Source organism: Leuconostoc carnosum, from assembly GCF_014207505.1.
Taxonomy (GTDB): Bacteria; Bacillota; Bacilli; order Lactobacillales; family Lactobacillaceae; genus Leuconostoc; species Leuconostoc carnosum.
This window is the reverse complement of sequence record NZ_JACHGL010000007.1, coordinates 93,818-110,964: the sequence shown is the minus strand read 5'-3', so window position 1 is coordinate 110,964 and position 17,147 is coordinate 93,818. Positions and strand designations below refer to the sequence as shown.

Genomic DNA, 17,147 nt, shown 5'->3' with positions numbered 1-17,147 from the left:
GAGCACTGTGTTGATAACGCAGGGGTCACAGGTTCGAGTCCTGTCAGGCCCATCAGATGAAGCAAGTCACGTGAGTGCCTTGCTTTTTTTGTCTTTGAAAATGACATTTCACTAACTATTTATTTAATTGTCTATTGATTAACTCCTAGTTGTCAACGTACTTTACAATTAAATGAGATTGTGAAATTTTTTTGCGCTGCTTGTGAAAAAGTGGTACTCTAAGAACAGCCGTTTTTTATTTACAATTGTTTGTGTAAAGAATAGTGCAAAAATGAATGAAGGTTTCTGAAAATGGATAGCGTAAAGACCGTATTAAGATTGTCCCCATCACCCACGTAGCAATATTTTCTTGAAAAAAATGTTGTGTCGGTGAAAAATTGAGAATGGACTTATGGAAGACAAATTATTTAATAAAGGTTTTATTACAATTACGATTATTAACTTTATTGTGTATCTTGTGTATTATCTAATGATGGTTATTATTGCTGTCATTGCACACAATGAATTACATGCGAGTTTTGGACAAGCTGGAATGGCATCAGGAATTTACATTATTGGTACCCTGCTAGCACGATTAATTATGGGAAAAGAACTAGAATTAATCGGACGAAAACGCGTAGCACGTTGGGGAGTGATTTTTTATTTAATTACTACAATTGCTTACTTAACAATACCAACTATAGGTACCTTAGATATTGTTCGTTTATTAAACGGATTTGCGTATGGAATGACATCAACAGCATTAAATGCTATTGTTACCGAATTTATTCCTGAAAATCGTAAAGGTGAAGGTATTAACTATTACGGATTAAGTACGAGTTTAGCTGCAGCTATCGGACCGTTTATTGGTTTACTGTTGTTAAATATGACGAGTTTCCACTTTATTGTGTTGCTATCAGTTGCTATGATTGCTTTGTCAATGATTGCGCTGTTTGCTATTCAAATTAATAATGTAAAATTAACTGCAGAACATTTAGCAGAATTAAAGTCTTGGAAAGTTTCAAGTTTTATTGAATATAAAGTATTATTGATTGCTTTCATTGGATTTTTGATGGGGCTCTCATATTCAAGTGTTCTATCTTTCTTAGCATCATATGCACAAAGCATAAATCTTGTATCGATTAGTTCATTCTTCTTCGTAGTTTATGCTGGTATAGTGACGGTAACACGCCCTATGTCTGGTCGCATCTTTGATCGCTATGGTGAAAACTATGTGATGTATCCGAGTTACATTTTCTTGACACTTGGTTTAATCGTGCTAGGATTGACCACGAATGGATTAATGTTATTAGTATCAGGTGCATTTATTGGTTTGGGATATGGTACATTTATGTCCAATGGACAGGCAGTTACTTTGAAATTGGTATCTAGTCATCGAATTGGTATTGCGCTGTCAACCTACTTCATCGGTTTGGATCTTGGTTTAGGTGTAGGACCATATGTCTTTGGTGCATTGCACGGACAAGTTTCATTTAGAGGATTATACTTTATTGCAGCAGCAATTCCAGTAGTATCTGCAATTCTTTATCTTCTTTTCTATAAGTCAGGTAAAAAGAGTTCACAACCTGCTAAAAAATTAGCCTAAATGTCTATCATTTAAAATAAAAAATAGCAAAAACCCATTGGTGGTATTTTTATACCACCAATGGGTTTTTGCTATTTTATAATTGCCAATCATCAAGTGTTTCTACTTCGTGGGTAGGTTTAACAGAGGTATTTTGAATTTGTTCATGTGTTGAGACACCAGAATAAACCAATAGCGTGTCAATATCATTATTAATGCCTGCCAGAATATCTGTATTATAGTTGTCGCCAACCATGATAACGTCTATTTTTTGCAAATTCATACGCTTTAAGGCACCAGTCATAATAGGAGATTCGGGTTTTGCAATGACTATTGGGGTGGTTTGTGTCGCTGTTTGAACGGCAGCAATTAAGGCGCCAGCTCCAGGAGTCATACCACGTTCTGTTGGCAAATTTGTATCACGGTTTGTGGCGATAAATTTTGCACCGGCGTTAATCGCTAATGTGGCGACTGTTAGTTTTTCGTAGTTAATATCACGATCTAAACCAACAATGACTGCTTGTACATCTGTATCAGATGATAAATTAAAGCCTGCGTTTAATAAGGCTTCGCATAATCCAGGCTCACCAATGACATATATTTTAGCATGTGGTGGTAGGATAGTTATCAAATAATCAGCTGTTGCCAGCGCACTAGTGTATATTTGATCTGGAGTAGTGGTGATATCATGATTAGTCGTTAAATTGGCCGCGACATCAGCAGGGCTTTTAGTAGAATTATTCGTAACAAATAAGTAAGGTATATTTTCTTTTTTTAAACGATCAATAAATCGTTTGCCACTAGGGTATTTTGTTTTACCACGATAAATTGTACCATCTAAATCAATGAAATAAGCTTTGTATTTTTTCATATTTTGTATTTAATCTCCATTTAATTTCAATTAATTATATTATATACATCAACAAGTGTTGATATCAAACAACGAATCAACGGACTTCTCTCCAATCTCAATCTCCCTAAAATAAAATCTCCTAAAACATTTTATAAAATGTCCGCCCACAAGTAATTGTGGGTTTTCGTTTTCTAAAGACATTTTTATACAGATATAATATCAAACGAGTAAAATAGAATTATGCAATTCGGGCTGTATCATGTATGGCCGAATAATCTTTTGGAGAAATCATGGCAAAAAAATATCGAACACCCCCATTTTTAATACCTTCAGCAATTGTTTCATTTATTATTGCCATTAGTGCGGCTAATTTAGCCGTTAATGTTGCGACAGGAACTAATGAAGGTGGTAAAAGACCACCAGAACAAAGTAGTGTAATGCCTTCAGAAAGCGATTCTCAAACAAGTAGTTCAAAGATGGTGGATAAGTCGAGTAGTAGTAATAGTACATCAGATGCGTCTTCAGAATCAACGTCAGAGTCATCAGCGGCAACAACAACGAGTGACAGTGATGCATCATCTTCTTCTGTAAGTTCATCATCTGCGTCTAATGCTAGCAGTGGACAACAAGAAAATAAAGATGGCAGTACATCAAGCGCTAATACATCCTCAGCTGTTTCACAAAATAGTGCCACCAGTAGTTCGGAGGAAACACAATAATGTTAACAATTCTTGATCTGATAAACCATTATCTTGGTTATTTTACCACTAATTCAAAGACAAAAGGGCGTATTTATACAGTTGTTAGCGCCATAGGTGTGTGGTACCTATTGTATTTGGCATATCGCTTCTTCGCCAACGGGCGTTGGTTACGTGGCACGTTGATTGCTGGCGTGTTTATACTGTTATTATATTTTGTCTTTTTAAATATTTTGTATTATTTTACAAAATCAGTTACAAAGTGGGATGTGTCACCGTATATTGAAAAATTGTTAGGAGGCCCCCATATTGAAGAAGAAACACAGCAGCAGACAGTTATTATGCCAGCTAATGGGCTTTATGAGCGTCAAGATGTTATGCCAGGTGTAGTCGATACCAACGCTACACAACAGGCTAATATGGACCTTTTAGCAACTGAATTAGAGCAATTAGGATTGATGAGCACTAATTATGGACATCTTGGAACGCAAGCACAGCGTCATATTATAGCACAGCATGATATTATTTTTGCTAACCATCCGGGCACGTTATTACCTTATTTTGATATGGTGACAACAGATAATACGGTAAAAATAATGGGGGGTGTTAACCAATTGCAAGCACGTGAGTTAGCGACATTGAGCATGGTTGGCATGGTACCAGCTCGACAGGCGATGGAGAAATATCATCTTGCACTAGCATCAGTTGTCCTCAATGGAGGTATTGGTCATACAGCAACACGGACAGAGCTGATTGAAACTGAGGGGCCATACAGTCTAAAAGTTGAAGTCGCTTATGAAAAAAGACGTTAGGGTAATATAAAACCTCGACATCAGTTAGTATGTCGAGGTTTTATATACATAGCGAGTGGTAATTAACAGGATTTTTTCATGTGAACATGCCAGATACCAGCATCCAAAAATTCATCACCATAAGAACTAAAACCAAGGCGCTCATAAAATCCTTTGGCTTGAATTTGAGCACCTAAATATAGTGTGTGAATATCATAATTGGTTGCAGTATTTTCTATGAAAGCTATCAAATTAGCGCCCAAACCCTTACCACGTAAGGGGTATAATGTCGCGACACGTTGAATATGCCAGACACCAGGTTCTTCTTCTAACGCACGTGCAGTAGCCGCAAGGGTACCATCAACATAGGCTACAAAATGGCGTGCAGATTCTTCATTGCTGGGTGTGTCTATTTCATCAACGAGACTAACGCCTTGTTCGGCAACAAAAACGGCTTTACGGATTTTAAGTGCATCATCATGGACTTTTCCTAATCCAACTTGGTGTGTGATTTCTATTGTCATGCTGTTATTATAACAAGATTTTATACAAGATGCATAGGTTATTGGTATAATGGAAATTATGAAAAAACGAGCAAAAAAAAGTTTAAATAATTTTTGGGATCATATTTTATCACCTAAAAATTGGTTAAATCAATTAAATACCCGCATAGGTTTTTTTATGTGGACAATTGTTTTCTTAACGCTTAAAACTATTCTAGCTTATGGCGCCGATTTTCAGTGGTTACATGTTCAAGACTTGTTTCAAATTATTTTAATGTTAGTGAATCCAATTGGATTCACTGTGATGCTCTTTAGTTTAATCTTGTTTATTAAATCAAAGCCGATTTATTATGGGGCATTAATTATCTTAAATGGGTTAATGTCATTATTGTTATATCTGAATGTCATTTATTTTCGTGAGTTCTCGGATTTTATGTCAATTAATACGATACTTGGCTATAAAACAGTGAATCAGGGTGGAAAAGCAGCTGGTGCGATAGCTTTTAATATTCATGACATTTTATTTTGGGTGGATATTATCATATTAATTGTCTTGCTTGTGTTGCGAAAAATTAAGTTTGATAATCAATTATTACCACGTTTTAAGCCATTTAAAATATTTACAGTTGGTGTATTTATCTTCATGGCTAACCTATTATTTTCCGATATTGATCGACCACAACTACTCACACGTCAATTTGATCGAGAATATATGGTTAAATATCTGGGTCTCGGACCATTTACGATATTTGATGCTTTTAATACATACCAAACAGAACAGGTACGTAAAAGTGCAACACCAAAGGAATTAACTCAGGTAAAAGATTATGTTTCCAAGCACTATGCTGGCATTAACCCTGAGTTTTATGGTAAAGCAAAGGGTAAAAACGTTATTGTACTTCATTTGGAAAGTTTCCAACAGATGTCAATTGATCGGCGCATTAATGGACAAGAAGTGACACCGTTTTTGAATAGCATTTATCATGATCAAGGAACAATTGCTTTTGATAATTTCTTTAATCAGGTGGGGCAGGGTAAAACTTCAGACGCTGAAAACATGCTAGAAACTTCTACCTTTGGTTTGCCACAAGGATCGCTATTTTCCAAATTAGGCAACGATCAAACCTTTCAGGCCATGCCAGGTATTTTGCAACAACGTGCTGGCTATTCAAGTGCTGTGTTCCATGGGAATCAAGGTACATTTTGGAATCGTAACAATGTTTATAAACATATGGGATATCAAAATTGGATATCTAGTGATTATTTTGACTCTACTGGTAAAAAAGCCACAACATGGGGCTTAAAAGATAAGTTATTATTCCGTGATTCGGTACCTTATTTAGAATTATTGCAACAGCCATTCTATGCGAAATATCTGACTGTGACAAACCATACGCCATTTACCTTAGATCGAGCAGACTTAGACCCAGAGTTTGTAACATCAGATACAGGATCGGCATTGGTCGATAATTATTTTGTGACCAATCATTACTTAGATGAAGCTGTTAAAGAATTCTTTACCTATTTGAAAAAATCTGGTCTATATGACAATACAATGGTAGTCATGTATGGCGATCATTATGGTATTCCAAATACAGATGCGAAGTATTTAGCCTCTGTTTTAGGCAAAGATAGTGATAAATGGGGGGATTTGGATAACGCGAATCTACAACGTGTGCCGTTCATAGTACATATTCCTGGTATGAAAAAGGGATATATTGACCACCAGTTTGGTGGTGAAATTGATGTGGCCCCAACAATTGAGCATTTGTTAGGCATAAGTACTAAATCTTATATTCAACTTGGACAAGATCTATTGAGCAAAGATCGTTCCAATGTTGTTGCTTTCCGTAATAAGGACTGGATTACACCAACTTATGCGAGTTTATCTGGGCGCTATTGGTCTGTTAAAACAAACGAGATCATTGTGAAACCAAGCGCGAGTTTGCAGAAAAAATTTGATGATATTCAGAGTAGTGTTAACAAGAAACTGGCAATGTCAGATAATTTGAATCAAAAGAACTTATTATGTTTTTATACACCTAAAAAGTTTAAACCAATTGATGCTGATAAATTTAACTATAGTAAGATAGCAACTCAAAATCGTTTAACCAAGCAAAATAAATCACTCGGGCAAGATTCAAAGAGTTTATTGGCAAAAAATGGCAATAAATCGACTCTGAGTCAGTATGTCACTGACGCGCCTGAGGCAAATGATGAAACAACTGATTCAACACGTTTGATGCCAAGGAACGCAGATGACTGGAGTCAAAGTGAGTAAGTCAACAATACCAACTGCTGGTGGTATAAATAGTCAGCAGTTGGTTTTTTTGTTGACTTTTTTGGTACAATAGAGGCAATGTCACATGGGAGAGATGCACATGACAAAAATATTGATTGCTTTAGAGAACATTGGTTTAGGCGGTTTGAAGCGTGCGACAACTGTTGTTGGTAACGCTTTGGTTGAAAATCATGAGGTGTCATATTATAGCTTTTCCGATTTAGAACCATTTTATAATTTAGAAGCGCCGCTGATTTTCGGTAAAACACCAGTAACACTGGATAATGGCGTAAAGCCTTTTGAGCGGTTTGCTACTCAAATTTCAGAATTTAATCAAGTAGCAAGTGATTTTGATGTCGTTATTTTGTCAGGTGGTCTATTGTCAAGTTTTGCGGCACGTTTAACGTTACCTCATACACAGCTCATTGGTTGGATGCATAATAATGTCGTGACTTATTTAAAACAGTATTATGCTGACCTTGAAGATGAGTTTATTGCTGGTTTGCGTGCCCTAGATGTTATTGTATCGTTGACGGAATCTGATTTATCTGGGTTTTCTCAATATAATAGAACCGTTAAAATATGGAATCCATTAACAATTACGCCCAGTGGTCACTCAGATTTATCGCAACATCTGATTGCTTTTACAGCTCGAATTGCCATTCAACATAAGGGAATTGATTTTGCAGTACAGTTAGCGGCTAAGCTACCCGATGATTGGCAACTAGCTATGGCAGGTGGTGGTAGCGATGAAGATATGGCAATATTTAAGTCATTGATTGAAAAATATCATGCTGAGAACAAAATTATTTATAGAGGTTCTTTGAAGGATGATGCGTTAAGATCACATTATCAAAATGCTAGTTTATTTGTACAAACTTCACGTTGGGAAGGGCTGCCTTTAGTTTTAGCTGAAGCAATGAGCTTTGGTTTGCCAATTGCGGCTATGCGTAATACAGGCGCAGCGGAAGTGTTAAATGAAGGGCAATATGGTATTTTAACTGATAATGGCGATGTTAATGCATTCTATGAGGCAATTGCACCATTATTGCATGATAAGAAGTTACGACAGACGTATGCTGATCAAAGTTTAGCACGCGTTGAGGATTTTAAAATAGCACCTATTTTAACGCAATGGGAAACGATTTTTAGTGAAAAATGAACAAATAACTCATCGCATATATCAAATTATTAGAGGCTTTCGAATATGAATCAAGAATCAGATTTAAAACAATTTAAAAAACCGACGTTTGAGAATATGAGATTTCGAATTGGTGAATTAGCACGAATGACAGGTGTATCGACACGTCAGTTACGGTACTGGGAGAAGCAAGGTTATGTATTAGCTATTGACCGCGGTGGTGACAATGAGTCACGTTTGTATGGTTTACACGCATATGTTAAGGTATCTATCATCAAACAACATTTAGATGATGGCGAATCACTGCATGACGCGGTTATTGCTGCTGAAAAACAGTTCGAAAATTTTATGATTATTAAACAAATCGTGAAAGTAGCTTTTCAAGGGCTAGAAATAGATGGCGATAAGTCCAAAATTAATCTAGGATACTTTGATGATACAGAAACACAGTGGTTATATGCCTATCTTGAGGACGATAAAATTAAATATCGTTTGGTCGATACGGCAAATAATGAATGCACATGATGACAAGTTGGCATTATCAAATCACTGTTTGCGATGGGCAGGTTGGCAAAACAATTAAAGCGCTATTTATTAGTTGGCTTATTCCACAACGTATTCGCGGTGCACTACGAATGAAACAACATTTTCGTGTTAATGATCATGAGGTACCAACGAATTATGTATTAAAAACAGGTGATGTGCTGACGCTATTGTTTGAAAATGATGATTTTCGAACGAGTGAATCGCATTATTTACCAAATGATAAACAACAAGTAGCGATTGTTTTTGAAAACGATGATTTTGTTATCGTTGATAAACCAGCTGGTATGAAGATGCACCCACATTCAATAACAGAAACAGATACCTTATTGAACTATTTAGCCGCTAATTTTCAGATGCGGCAACTGCTGAGTGCGAGTGCGCAGGCCAAGCCTTATATGGTCCATCGTATTGATCGTGAAACGTCAGGTCTAGTTATCGTCGCAAAGAATCCGGTGGTTGTGCCAATTTTAAATCGATTATTATCTGAAAAAATAATTAAGCGTACGTATTTAGCCTGGGTCACAGGTGCAATGGGCGAGCGAAATGGGAGCATTAATGTGCCGATCGGTGTTGATTTCTTGAATGATCGCAAACGGTGGATTAATGGTATAGATGCGCAAACAGCAATAACGCATTGGACGTGTATTCATACTGTTTATCAAAATTCACTTCTTCGTTTACAGTTAGAAACTGGTCGTATGCATCAAATTCGAGTGCATCTCGCTAGCGTTGGGCACCCTATTATTGGTGACTCACTGTATGGTTCACAGAGTGAAGCAACGCGTATGATGTTACACTCTGTCAGTATTGAATTACCATTGCCTTTTGATGGTGGTCATAAAATCATTACTGGCGCGTTGCCTGTTGATTTTCCGAGACAGCTGATGATTGATTAGGTATTGATAAACAAAAAGAACATCTCATATGAGATGTTCTTTTTGTTTATCAATAAACGTTTAATTAATCTTGGGTAGCAGGTGCTTCAGATTTTGAGTTAAAGAAGTTAGCTACGAATGCTGCTAAGACACCACCAAGTAAGTCGGCAACAATGTATACCCAAACATTGGTCAAAGCCTTACCTTGCACGAAGATGGCTGGTGACAAAGCACGAGCTGGGTTGAATGCACCACCAGTAATTGGCAATGCAACAATGATTAAGACAGCTAAGAATAAACCAATCACAACTGGTGCAGGCACGTTGGCAAGCTTAGTCACAATAGAAATAACAAGAATAAACAAGAATGTCAAACCAAATTCAAATGCAAAAGCTGAAATACCTTGACCATCAGTGAAGTTTGTTTGACCCATACCAGCTAAGTCAATGAATTGTTTAACTGACATTTTTTGACCAGATAAAGCTTGAGTCACTGTTGATGTTTTTAAGTAACTGGCAACACCACCTAGAACAGCTGCTGAAGCCACAATAGCACCCAATAATTGCGCCACAACATACCAAGCGAAATCAAGCCAAGATAGGCGTTTTTGGATGGCCATTGATAATGACACAGCTGGGTTGAAGTGACCACCAGAAATATGACCGAAGGCATAAATGGCCACCATCAGAGCCAAACCAAAGGCTAAACCAATGGTCAAGGGTGATTGTGCAGTAGCGGATGAATAAACGACACTACCAGTTCCGACGAACACTAAAATAAATGTTCCTAAAAATTCTGCGATGTATTTACGCATGAATATCTTTCTCCTTAATATATCTAAAATTACCAATATATTTAATTATACACGTCCAGATTAAGTAATTGTTAAATGACTTAGAAAAATTAATATAACATAAAGAATAGCTAAGTCATAATTTTTTGTGTTAATCGGTTTAATATTTTAGTGTTAATGCATTTAAGGCAACAATAACAGTAGATATTGACATGGCAATGGCACCAAACATTGGATTGATCATTAAACCAATCCATGCAAATACGCCGGCCGCCAATGGAATGGCAATGATATTGTAACCTGTTGCCCACCATAGATTTTGGATTTGTTTTGCATTGGCATGTTTAATGAGTGAAAGGAAAGTAATGATTTTAGGCAATTGGTCAGCAATTAAAATAGCATCGGCAGATGCCTGAGCAACTTCGGTACCAGCACCAATGGCAATGGATAGGTTTGCTTGTGCTAGAGCAGGCGCGTCATTAATGCCATCCCCAATCATCAAAACATCACCGCGAGCCTGGTATTGTGTGATGAGATCAATTTTTTCTTGAGGCGAAACTTGTGAATGAACATCTGTAATACCGAGTGTTTCGGCTGCAGCTGAAGCAGCTTTTGTGTTATCACCAGTAACTAACACGGGTTGAATATCTTGTGCTACGAGATGATTGACGAAATCTTTTGCAGTATCTTTAATAGTGTCACCTTGAACGACTGCAGCAATGACTTGGTTATGACGCAAGAGATACGAAATTGAACCGTCATCTGTCAGTGGTGTAAATGCTACCTGGTTTTCTTTTAAATAACGTGCCGAAACTAATAAGTAGTGCATGTCATCGATCATACCAGAGACACCGTACCCTGCAATATTTTCTACGTGCTGGGCATGCTGATGCGGTGCGTTAGTACTTTTAGCATAGTTAACAATTGATTTGGCGAGTGGATGTGTTGATTGCCTATCAAGGGCAGCCATGATGGATATAGCTTTCATTTTGTCGAAGTCATATGTGACAATGCGTGTGATGGTAAATTGACCGGTTGTCAGGGTGCCTGTTTTATCCATTAAAGCATATCGTAAATGATTACCAGCTGTCAGTGCTTTGCGGTTTTTAATTAGAATACCTTGTGAAGCGGCAATTGACTTTGTACGTTGAATCACTAGCGGTACGGCCAAACCCAATGCGTGGGGGCAAGCGATGACCAGAACGGTCACTGCGATATTGGTTGCTGCACTGACACCGCGTAAATAAGTCCAAATAACGAACGCAGTGATGGCAAAAGCCAGAGCAATCCAGAAAAGGTAAGATGCAACGCGATCGGCGAGTGTTTCTGCACGCGATTTTTTGTCTTGTGAATCTGATAAGATCGTTTGTAGTTGACCAATAAAAGACTTCGAACCGACATTGGTCACGCGAACGTCTAATGTACCATTACCATTTATTGTGCCACTTATGATAGGGCTATTTTTAGTTTTGTCGATGAGTTGGCTTTCGCCAGTCATTAACGATTCATTAACTTGGCTATACCCACTTAGTACGGTGCCATCAGCTGGAAAAGCTTCGCCAGCCAATACCTGTATCACCATGTCGTTTTTAAGCGTAGCAATGGGCATATCCATGATTTCATTACCATGTTTGATATGAGCAATATTGGGCAAGAGTGCCCGAAGTTTGGATGTCGCGTCGCCGGCTTGCATTGTGGCGGTCATTTCAATACGATGGCCTAATAACATGATGACGGTCAAAGTCGCGAATTCCCAGAAAAAATCCATGATATGTTCCACGTGAAACAGTTGGTTTACAATTAGGGCATATATGGAATACCAAAAAGTAACGAATAGCCCCATAGTAATTAAACTCATCATGGCTGGTTTTCTGGCTTTGATTTCATTTTTGGCACCCTCAAAAAAAGGTTTGGAACCAATGATATAAAGGATGAGTGATAGTATAGCTGTTAACCAAATACTACCGGGAAATGTTAGAGTGAATGGCAGTGTGATGCCCATAAACGGTGTGATGACAATGATTGGTATCATTAAAGCAAATGACCACCAGAAACGACGCTTCATATCATGCATGTCCATTGATGCCATACCCGGACTAGTCATAGACAGATGTGATGTCTCATTATGCTGTGAATGATTATGGGACATGTGATTTTCTTGTTCGTGATTCATTTGATGATTGTGTGGATTAGTGGACATGGTGAGTGATCCTTTCTTTTGGTAAACAATCACAGGCAACTGTGGTTGGTGCTTGTGTTAATTTCTTTTGTAATACGCTTTGTAATTGGGTAATGTCATCGCGAGACAGTGTGATATCAGGTAGCACCTCTGCTAGTGACTGACCAACGTACATCGCACACATCGCGCCAATTGTGTGTGCTAGTGCATGATGCATGGCTTCTTGTTCGCTGATAATCGGTAAATAGAGACGGTCGCGTGGCGCACCATTATCAGTTAAGTAGCCTTTTTTTTGTAGACGGGTAATGAGTGTTTTGACAGTGGAAGGGGCCCAATTCTTTTTGAGGCGCATAAAATGAATAATTTGTTTACTGGTGGCCTCATTTAATGTCCATATGATGCGCATTACTTCCCATTCACTTGTTGTCATTGTTTGTTCATGTGTTATCATATCTTTAGTTTACAACTGTAGATTAATAAATGCAAGGTAAATTTGTCAGTAATGGTATGATAGTATAGTTATTAAAGAGGTTAACATCATGGAAAACTGGCTGACAAAACGTGCACGTCTAACACCGAATCGTGTGGCCGTAACTTATCAAGACAAAGAATTAACATTTTTAGAAGTGAATCAACAAGCACTCCGAGTAGCTGGTAAAATTGCAGCCATCGGTGACAAAAATGACAAAATTGCAGTGATTATGACGAATAACTTGAGTGGTTATTTAGTAATTATGGCATTGCAACAATTAGGTCAAACAATTGTATTTATCAATCGTCGGTTATCCGTTGATGAAGTTAATTATCAGCTACAGGATGCAGGTGTCACGTTATTATTAACGGATGATGCCTATGATGGGGTATTGGCTGTTAATCGTCAATTAAAATTTTCATCCCTACCTGAAGGGGAAAAGATCCAGCCAATGGCCGAGTTTCCTGATGAATTTGTCACGAGCATCATGTATACTTCAGGTACATCAAATCGACCAAAGGGTGTGATGCAAACTTTTCATAATCATTTTATGTCAGCAGTGGGCAGTGCTTTGAACCTTGGTGTGACAGCTGAAGATAGTTGGCTGGCGGTTGTACCAATTTTTCATATTAGCGGCTTTTCCATTTTAATGCGTAGTTTGATTTATGGTATGCACGTGATATTAATAGATAAATTTGATGCAGAAAAAATCAACCATATGTTAGTTCATGATACAATTACAACAATGTCTGTTGTACCGGTAATGCTCCAACAATTAGTGGGTCAGTTACCTGAGCATGCCAATTATAATCGGCAGTTTAGAGCCATGCTTTTAGGTGGTGGGCCGACAGACCGAATAACGTTAGAAAAGGCACAATCACATCAAATTCCAATTATTCAGTCCTATGGTATGACAGAAACAGCATCACAAGTTGTGGCACTTGATGCCGCTAGTATAACAACTAAACTAGGATCTGTTGGCAAACCACTATTCCCAGTGTCAGTTGAAATACGTGATACCCAAGGTAAGCCAGCGACTACCGGTAATATTTGGATCAAAACGCCAACCTTGACGGTAGGGTATTTAAATAATTCCCAGCAATTATCTAATAATATAGTAGATGGTTGGTTTAATACAGAAGATTTTGGTTATTTTGATGCGGATGGTTTTTTATATATTCAAGGGCGTGAAGGGGATATGATTAGCTCTGGTGGTGAAAATATTTTCCCAGATGAAGTAGAGTCAGCATACGCCAACATGCCGGGATTGGATGCGATAGTTGTTTTTGGCGTGGCTGATGATAAGTGGGGTTCAGTCCCAGTTGCAGTCGTTTCAGATACGCATGTATCTGCGCGTCAATTAAGGCAATTTGGTCGAGAAAAATTAGCGCATTATAAAGTACCACAGCATTTTTACGTTGCTAAACAATGGTATCGTACGGCTAGCGGGAAAGTGCAAAGACGTTATTTCGCAGCAGACGTACCTGAATTAGAGGAATTACAATAACAGAGGAGGAAAGCTTGAGAACATGTCACAGTATCAAGCTTAAATAATATGGCTTTATCACCCAAAAATACAGATGTAAAGGCATTGTTTAATACAATTGCGCCTGAATATGACAAAATGAATAATATTATTTCTTTCGGTACACACAAAAAATGGCGTCAAAAGGTTATGGCTAAGATGACAATACCTATGGGCGCACAAATTCTTGATTTAGCGACAGGTACGGCCGATTGGGCTTTGGCTTTGGCTGATAGTAGTGACGAAACGACTCACGTCACTGGTCTTGATTTTAGTGAAGAAATGTTGGCTATTGGTCAAAAAAAGGTGGACTTGAGTGATTACCCTGATAGAATTACCCTTGTGCAAGGGGATGCAATGGCTTTGCCTTTTGATGATCATACATTTGACATTGTAACAATTGGTTTTGGCTTGCGAAATTTACCAGATCCAACACTAGGTTTGCAAGAAATGTTTCGTATTTTAAAACCAGGTGGTCAATTAGTTGTACTAGAAACATCACAACCTGATAATCGTATAATCAAACCATTTTGGAAATTATATTTTGGTAAAGTGATGCCTGTTTTCGGTAAAATATTTGCTAATGGAAAATATACTGAATATCAATATTTAGATCAAACAACTGAAAATTTTATGGACTATATGACGCTTGGTAAGCTGATGTTAAATACGGGCTTTAAAAAAGTAACCATTTCACGCTTTAATTTAGGCGCGGCTGCAGCACATTATGCCACAAAGTAATTAATAATTGTTTTGTCATTGTTCGTGTTGAAAGATGTTATAATATGGAAGTCAATATGACAAAATAAACGGGGTAGATATCTGCGCGTTAAGTGTGAAGGAAACGGAATGTGGGCCTTCAACGAAGTAAATGGTAAAACATTTATGCGGTGCGGATATCACATTCACCAAAATGTACCTTTTTCGGTGAACACTCCACTCGGAGGTTCAGAACTATGTCAGTTCAAAATTCTACAAGTGTTAGGAACACTTGGACTTTACCCAAATTAGACATTCGTCAATTTGTGGTACTTGCTTTGCTTATGGGGCTTGATTTAGCTCTTGGGAAACTAACTGTTGGAACGAATGTTCTTAAAGTGAGTTTTGTGTTTGTTGCGATGTCACTGATTGCTAAATGGTACGGTCCTATATGGACGATGTTTATTGCGGCTATATTGGATGTCGTTAATGCTACCATTGTGAATCCAAGTGGTACATTTTTTCTTGGTTTTACATTGAGTGCTATTGTTGCGGCGTTCATTTATGCACTGTTTTATTATGAACAGTTACATGTCAGTTGGCTGAGAATATTAATGGCAGTTGGGTTAATTACACTAGTTGTGAATGTTGGGTTAAATACAGTATGGCTATTTATTATGTATTCCCATGTGCACACGGTTGATTCATTTATTACATTATTAATACCACGTGCGATTAAGTCTGCCATGATGTATCCTATTCAAGTTATCATTACTTATGCTTTCTTGAATAATACAGCAGTGAAACAGGCAACAAAACAGATTTTTCATAAATAATCGTCAAACAGCTTAGGCTGTTTTTTTTATTGTGATAAAAATCAAACAATGTTATGATAATATTTGATTTTAGGGGGAGTATATATGTCGGCTTGGGAATCATTAGTTGATTTTTTTAAGAAGTACCATACATTTCGAGGCTCAAGTTCGCGTAGTGCTTACAATTGGATGGCTTGGTTTTGGGGATTAATTTACATCAGTTTAGCGATAGTGATTGTGCTTATTGCAGGACTAGGTACTTTTTTTGGTCAACATGGTCATTTTCAGAATAATTCATCATCTTTTTTAGAAACAGTAATTGTGGTATTAGTGATTTCTGTTTGTATGTCAGTAGTGGTTATTTTGCCTAATTTAGCTTTAAAAACTAGGCGACTGCATGATATGGGTTATTCAGGTTGGTGGCAACTATTACCAATAATTATAGCTTGTATTGCGGCAGGGATTTTACTCGCGTTAGGCTTAGACATAGCGCCTTACGAATCTTTCTTGATGGTACCAAACTTACTATTTACACTGTGGCTGACGTTTACTAAAACGAATAAACGTTCTAAATACCAATAAAAAAGCGTAGACGAGAAGTCGGCGCTTTTTTATTGGTAAAATATAAGGTTAGATTACGAATTACCGTGAATATCACCATGTACGAGGTGTTTGAAAATGTGGCGGTCTGTCCAAGCGATATTACGACCTTGGAATAGAAAAGCAAATAATGTGCCAATACCTAAGGCGACAACACTGTGTTTAACAGTTAAAGCTATGAGTGATATTGCAATGGCAATAATGAAATTGCTCATTTGTGCTTTTGATGCATTACCATGAAAGTAATCAAAACGTAAAATATTGGTTAAATCATCTAAAGGATGTAAAATCCAGTTGGTGCGTTGATAAATTGAAATTGCGACGCCAATTGTCCAAATTGAGAAGAAATTTAGTGGTAAACGCCACCACCAGGCTAGAGAATCGACACCTAAACTGATAAAAAAGTTAGCGAAAACACTGACCAAAAAACTAAAAGACAGGCCGAAAAAAACATTTCCAATCAAACGTGGCCAATTAATGCTCATGGCTAACCACATATTTAAAAAAGCAACAACCGTTGCAAAGATAGCTAGGAAAATACCAATTTGCCACCCTGTAATGTGAGCCAAGTTTGCTGCACCGGCAGTCCAAGGTGCTGATCCCATTGCAGTTGCAACACTTAAACCATTGCCAAATGAATTAATGACTAGTGAGATAGTGAAAAAACTTATTTTTTGTTTTAATCCTAGTGGATAAAATTGTCCGTCGATATAGTACATAGTATTCTCCCAGAGATGATACTAATTAATTATAGCAGTAATGGCAAAGTAAGTAATGCATTTTATGCTTTGAAATGCATTAATGACGTTAAA

General features: G+C 37.5%; 17 protein-coding genes and 1 riboswitch. Of the genes, 11 read left to right on the top strand and 6 right to left on the bottom strand.

The annotated features are described in order from the left end of the window. Window positions 1-391 precede the first annotated feature (391 nt). Complete coding sequence (locus HNQ98_RS08315; protein WP_014973565.1) at window positions 392-1,585, top strand: MFS transporter; 1,194 nt, start codon at window positions 392-394, stop codon at window positions 1,583-1,585. Window positions 1,586-1,661: 76 nt separating this feature from the next. On the opposite strand, the gene HNQ98_RS08310 is transcribed toward HNQ98_RS08315, so the two are convergent. After that, window positions 1,662-2,435 carry a TIGR01457 family HAD-type hydrolase gene (locus tag HNQ98_RS08310; RefSeq protein ID WP_135197954.1) on the bottom strand — a complete coding sequence of 258 codons (774 nt, stop codon included), beginning with the start codon at window positions 2,433-2,435 and terminating at the stop codon, window positions 1,662-1,664. Between the two features lie 272 nt (window positions 2,436-2,707). Here HNQ98_RS08310 and HNQ98_RS08305 point away from each other — a divergent pair, with 272 nt between their 5' ends. Beyond that, a complete protein-coding gene (locus HNQ98_RS08305; protein ID WP_135197955.1) occupies window positions 2,708-3,136 on the top strand; it encodes a hypothetical protein in 429 nt (142 codons plus the stop codon). Further along, window positions 3,136-3,927, top strand: a complete 792-nt coding sequence (locus HNQ98_RS08300; protein WP_135198216.1) for a DUF6681 family protein — start codon at window positions 3,136-3,138, stop codon at window positions 3,925-3,927. The genes HNQ98_RS08305 and HNQ98_RS08300 overlap by 1 nt, the downstream gene beginning before the upstream one ends. A gap of 62 nt (window positions 3,928-3,989) precedes the next feature. Here the strand turns inward: HNQ98_RS08300 and HNQ98_RS08295 are convergent, their stop codons facing one another. After that, a complete protein-coding gene (locus tag HNQ98_RS08295; protein ID WP_135197957.1) occupies window positions 3,990-4,430 on the bottom strand; it encodes a GNAT family N-acetyltransferase in 441 nt (146 codons plus the stop codon). A gap of 49 nt (window positions 4,431-4,479) precedes the next feature. Between HNQ98_RS08295 and HNQ98_RS08290 the strand changes: the two genes are divergently transcribed. From HNQ98_RS08290 to HNQ98_RS08275, 4 genes are all read left to right on the top strand, one after another. After that, window positions 4,480-6,690, top strand: coding sequence for an LTA synthase family protein (locus tag HNQ98_RS08290; RefSeq protein ID WP_184285044.1), 2,211 nt, complete (start codon window positions 4,480-4,482; stop codon window positions 6,688-6,690). A 100-nt stretch (window positions 6,691-6,790) separates the two neighbouring features. Continuing rightward, the gene (locus HNQ98_RS08285) at window positions 6,791-7,852 is read left to right on the top strand and encodes a glycosyltransferase (RefSeq protein WP_135197959.1); all 1,062 of its coding nucleotides are present in this window, start codon (window positions 6,791-6,793) and stop codon (window positions 7,850-7,852) included. A gap of 45 nt (window positions 7,853-7,897) precedes the next feature. After that, on the top strand, window positions 7,898-8,356 hold the full coding sequence (locus tag HNQ98_RS08280) for a MerR family transcriptional regulator (RefSeq protein WP_014973572.1): 459 nt from the start codon (window positions 7,898-7,900) through the stop codon (window positions 8,354-8,356). Further along, a complete protein-coding gene (locus HNQ98_RS08275) occupies window positions 8,356-9,273 on the top strand; it encodes an RluA family pseudouridine synthase (protein WP_172600995.1) in 918 nt (305 codons plus the stop codon). Before HNQ98_RS08280 ends, HNQ98_RS08275 begins: the two co-directional genes overlap by 1 nt. A gap of 64 nt (window positions 9,274-9,337) precedes the next feature. On the opposite strand, the gene HNQ98_RS08270 is transcribed toward HNQ98_RS08275, so the two are convergent. The 3 genes from HNQ98_RS08270 to HNQ98_RS08260 form a co-directional block, all read right to left on the bottom strand. After that, complete coding sequence (locus tag HNQ98_RS08270) at window positions 9,338-10,072, bottom strand: MIP/aquaporin family protein (protein ID WP_327059299.1); 735 nt, start codon at window positions 10,070-10,072, stop codon at window positions 9,338-9,340. Between the two features lie 133 nt (window positions 10,073-10,205). Continuing rightward, window positions 10,206-12,245 carry a copper-translocating P-type ATPase gene (locus HNQ98_RS08265; RefSeq protein ID WP_135197962.1) on the bottom strand — a complete coding sequence of 680 codons (2,040 nt, stop codon included), beginning with the start codon at window positions 12,243-12,245 and terminating at the stop codon, window positions 10,206-10,208. Then, window positions 12,235-12,675 (bottom strand): CopY/TcrY family copper transport repressor, encoded by a 441-nt coding sequence (locus HNQ98_RS08260; protein ID WP_184285043.1) that lies wholly within the window; start codon window positions 12,673-12,675, stop codon window positions 12,235-12,237. Before HNQ98_RS08260 ends, HNQ98_RS08265 begins: the two co-directional genes overlap by 11 nt. 88 nt (window positions 12,676-12,763) lie before the next feature. Here HNQ98_RS08260 and HNQ98_RS08255 point away from each other — a divergent pair, with 88 nt between their 5' ends. From HNQ98_RS08255 to HNQ98_RS08240, 4 genes are all read left to right on the top strand, one after another. Beyond that, window positions 12,764-14,203 (top strand): o-succinylbenzoate--CoA ligase, encoded by a 1,440-nt coding sequence (locus tag HNQ98_RS08255; protein ID WP_135197964.1) that lies wholly within the window; start codon window positions 12,764-12,766, stop codon window positions 14,201-14,203. A gap of 48 nt (window positions 14,204-14,251) precedes the next feature. After that, complete coding sequence (gene ubiE / locus HNQ98_RS08250) at window positions 14,252-14,962, top strand: bifunctional demethylmenaquinone methyltransferase/2-methoxy-6-polyprenyl-1,4-benzoquinol methylase UbiE (protein ID WP_135197965.1); 711 nt, start codon at window positions 14,252-14,254, stop codon at window positions 14,960-14,962. A gap of 67 nt (window positions 14,963-15,029) precedes the next feature. Further along, a riboswitch (THF riboswitch) is annotated at window positions 15,030-15,134 on the top strand. Between the two features lie 43 nt (window positions 15,135-15,177). Then, on the top strand, window positions 15,178-15,756 hold the full coding sequence (locus tag HNQ98_RS08245) for a folate family ECF transporter S component (protein ID WP_135197966.1): 579 nt from the start codon (window positions 15,178-15,180) through the stop codon (window positions 15,754-15,756). An 84-nt stretch (window positions 15,757-15,840) separates the two neighbouring features. Further along, complete coding sequence (locus HNQ98_RS08240) at window positions 15,841-16,317, top strand: DUF805 domain-containing protein (RefSeq protein WP_135197967.1); 477 nt, start codon at window positions 15,841-15,843, stop codon at window positions 16,315-16,317. Window positions 16,318-16,370: 53 nt separating this feature from the next. On the opposite strand, the gene HNQ98_RS08235 is transcribed toward HNQ98_RS08240, so the two are convergent. Next, the gene (locus tag HNQ98_RS08235) at window positions 16,371-17,054 is read right to left on the bottom strand and encodes a DUF6198 family protein (protein ID WP_135197968.1); all 684 of its coding nucleotides are present in this window, start codon (window positions 17,052-17,054) and stop codon (window positions 16,371-16,373) included. Window positions 17,055-17,147 lie beyond the last annotated feature (93 nt).

Excerpts from the sequence above, each read along its gene's own strand:
- HNQ98_RS08290 (WP_184285044.1), top strand. The coding sequence starts at position 4,480 with ATGGAAATTATGAAAAAACGAGCAAAAAAAAGTTTAAATAATTTTTGG.
- HNQ98_RS08305 (WP_135197955.1), top strand. The coding sequence starts at position 2,708 with ATGGCAAAAAAATATCGAACACCCCCATTTTTAATACCTTCAGCAATT.
- HNQ98_RS08260 (WP_184285043.1), bottom strand. The coding sequence starts at position 12,675 with ATGATAACACATGAACAAACAATGACAACAAGTGAATGGGAAGTAATG.
- HNQ98_RS08245 (WP_135197966.1), top strand. The coding sequence starts at position 15,178 with ATGTCAGTTCAAAATTCTACAAGTGTTAGGAACACTTGGACTTTACCC.
- HNQ98_RS08315 (WP_014973565.1), top strand. The coding sequence starts at position 392 with ATGGAAGACAAATTATTTAATAAAGGTTTTATTACAATTACGATTATT.
- HNQ98_RS08280 (WP_014973572.1), top strand. The coding sequence starts at position 7,898 with ATGAATCAAGAATCAGATTTAAAACAATTTAAAAAACCGACGTTTGAG.
- HNQ98_RS08255 (WP_135197964.1), top strand. The coding sequence starts at position 12,764 with ATGGAAAACTGGCTGACAAAACGTGCACGTCTAACACCGAATCGTGTG.
- HNQ98_RS08265 (WP_135197962.1), bottom strand. The coding sequence starts at position 12,245 with ATGTCCACTAATCCACACAATCATCAAATGAATCACGAACAAGAAAAT.
- HNQ98_RS08275 (WP_172600995.1), top strand. The coding sequence starts at position 8,356 with ATGACAAGTTGGCATTATCAAATCACTGTTTGCGATGGGCAGGTTGGC.
- HNQ98_RS08295 (WP_135197957.1), bottom strand. The coding sequence starts at position 4,430 with ATGACAATAGAAATCACACACCAAGTTGGATTAGGAAAAGTCCATGAT.
- HNQ98_RS08285 (WP_135197959.1), top strand. The coding sequence starts at position 6,791 with ATGACAAAAATATTGATTGCTTTAGAGAACATTGGTTTAGGCGGTTTG.
- HNQ98_RS08240 (WP_135197967.1), top strand. The coding sequence starts at position 15,841 with ATGTCGGCTTGGGAATCATTAGTTGATTTTTTTAAGAAGTACCATACA.
- HNQ98_RS08310 (WP_135197954.1), bottom strand. The coding sequence starts at position 2,435 with ATGAAAAAATACAAAGCTTATTTCATTGATTTAGATGGTACAATTTAT.
- HNQ98_RS08235 (WP_135197968.1), bottom strand. The coding sequence starts at position 17,054 with ATGTACTATATCGACGGACAATTTTATCCACTAGGATTAAAACAAAAA.
- ubiE (WP_135197965.1), top strand. The coding sequence starts at position 14,252 with ATGGCTTTATCACCCAAAAATACAGATGTAAAGGCATTGTTTAATACA.
- HNQ98_RS08300 (WP_135198216.1), top strand. The coding sequence starts at position 3,136 with ATGTTAACAATTCTTGATCTGATAAACCATTATCTTGGTTATTTTACC.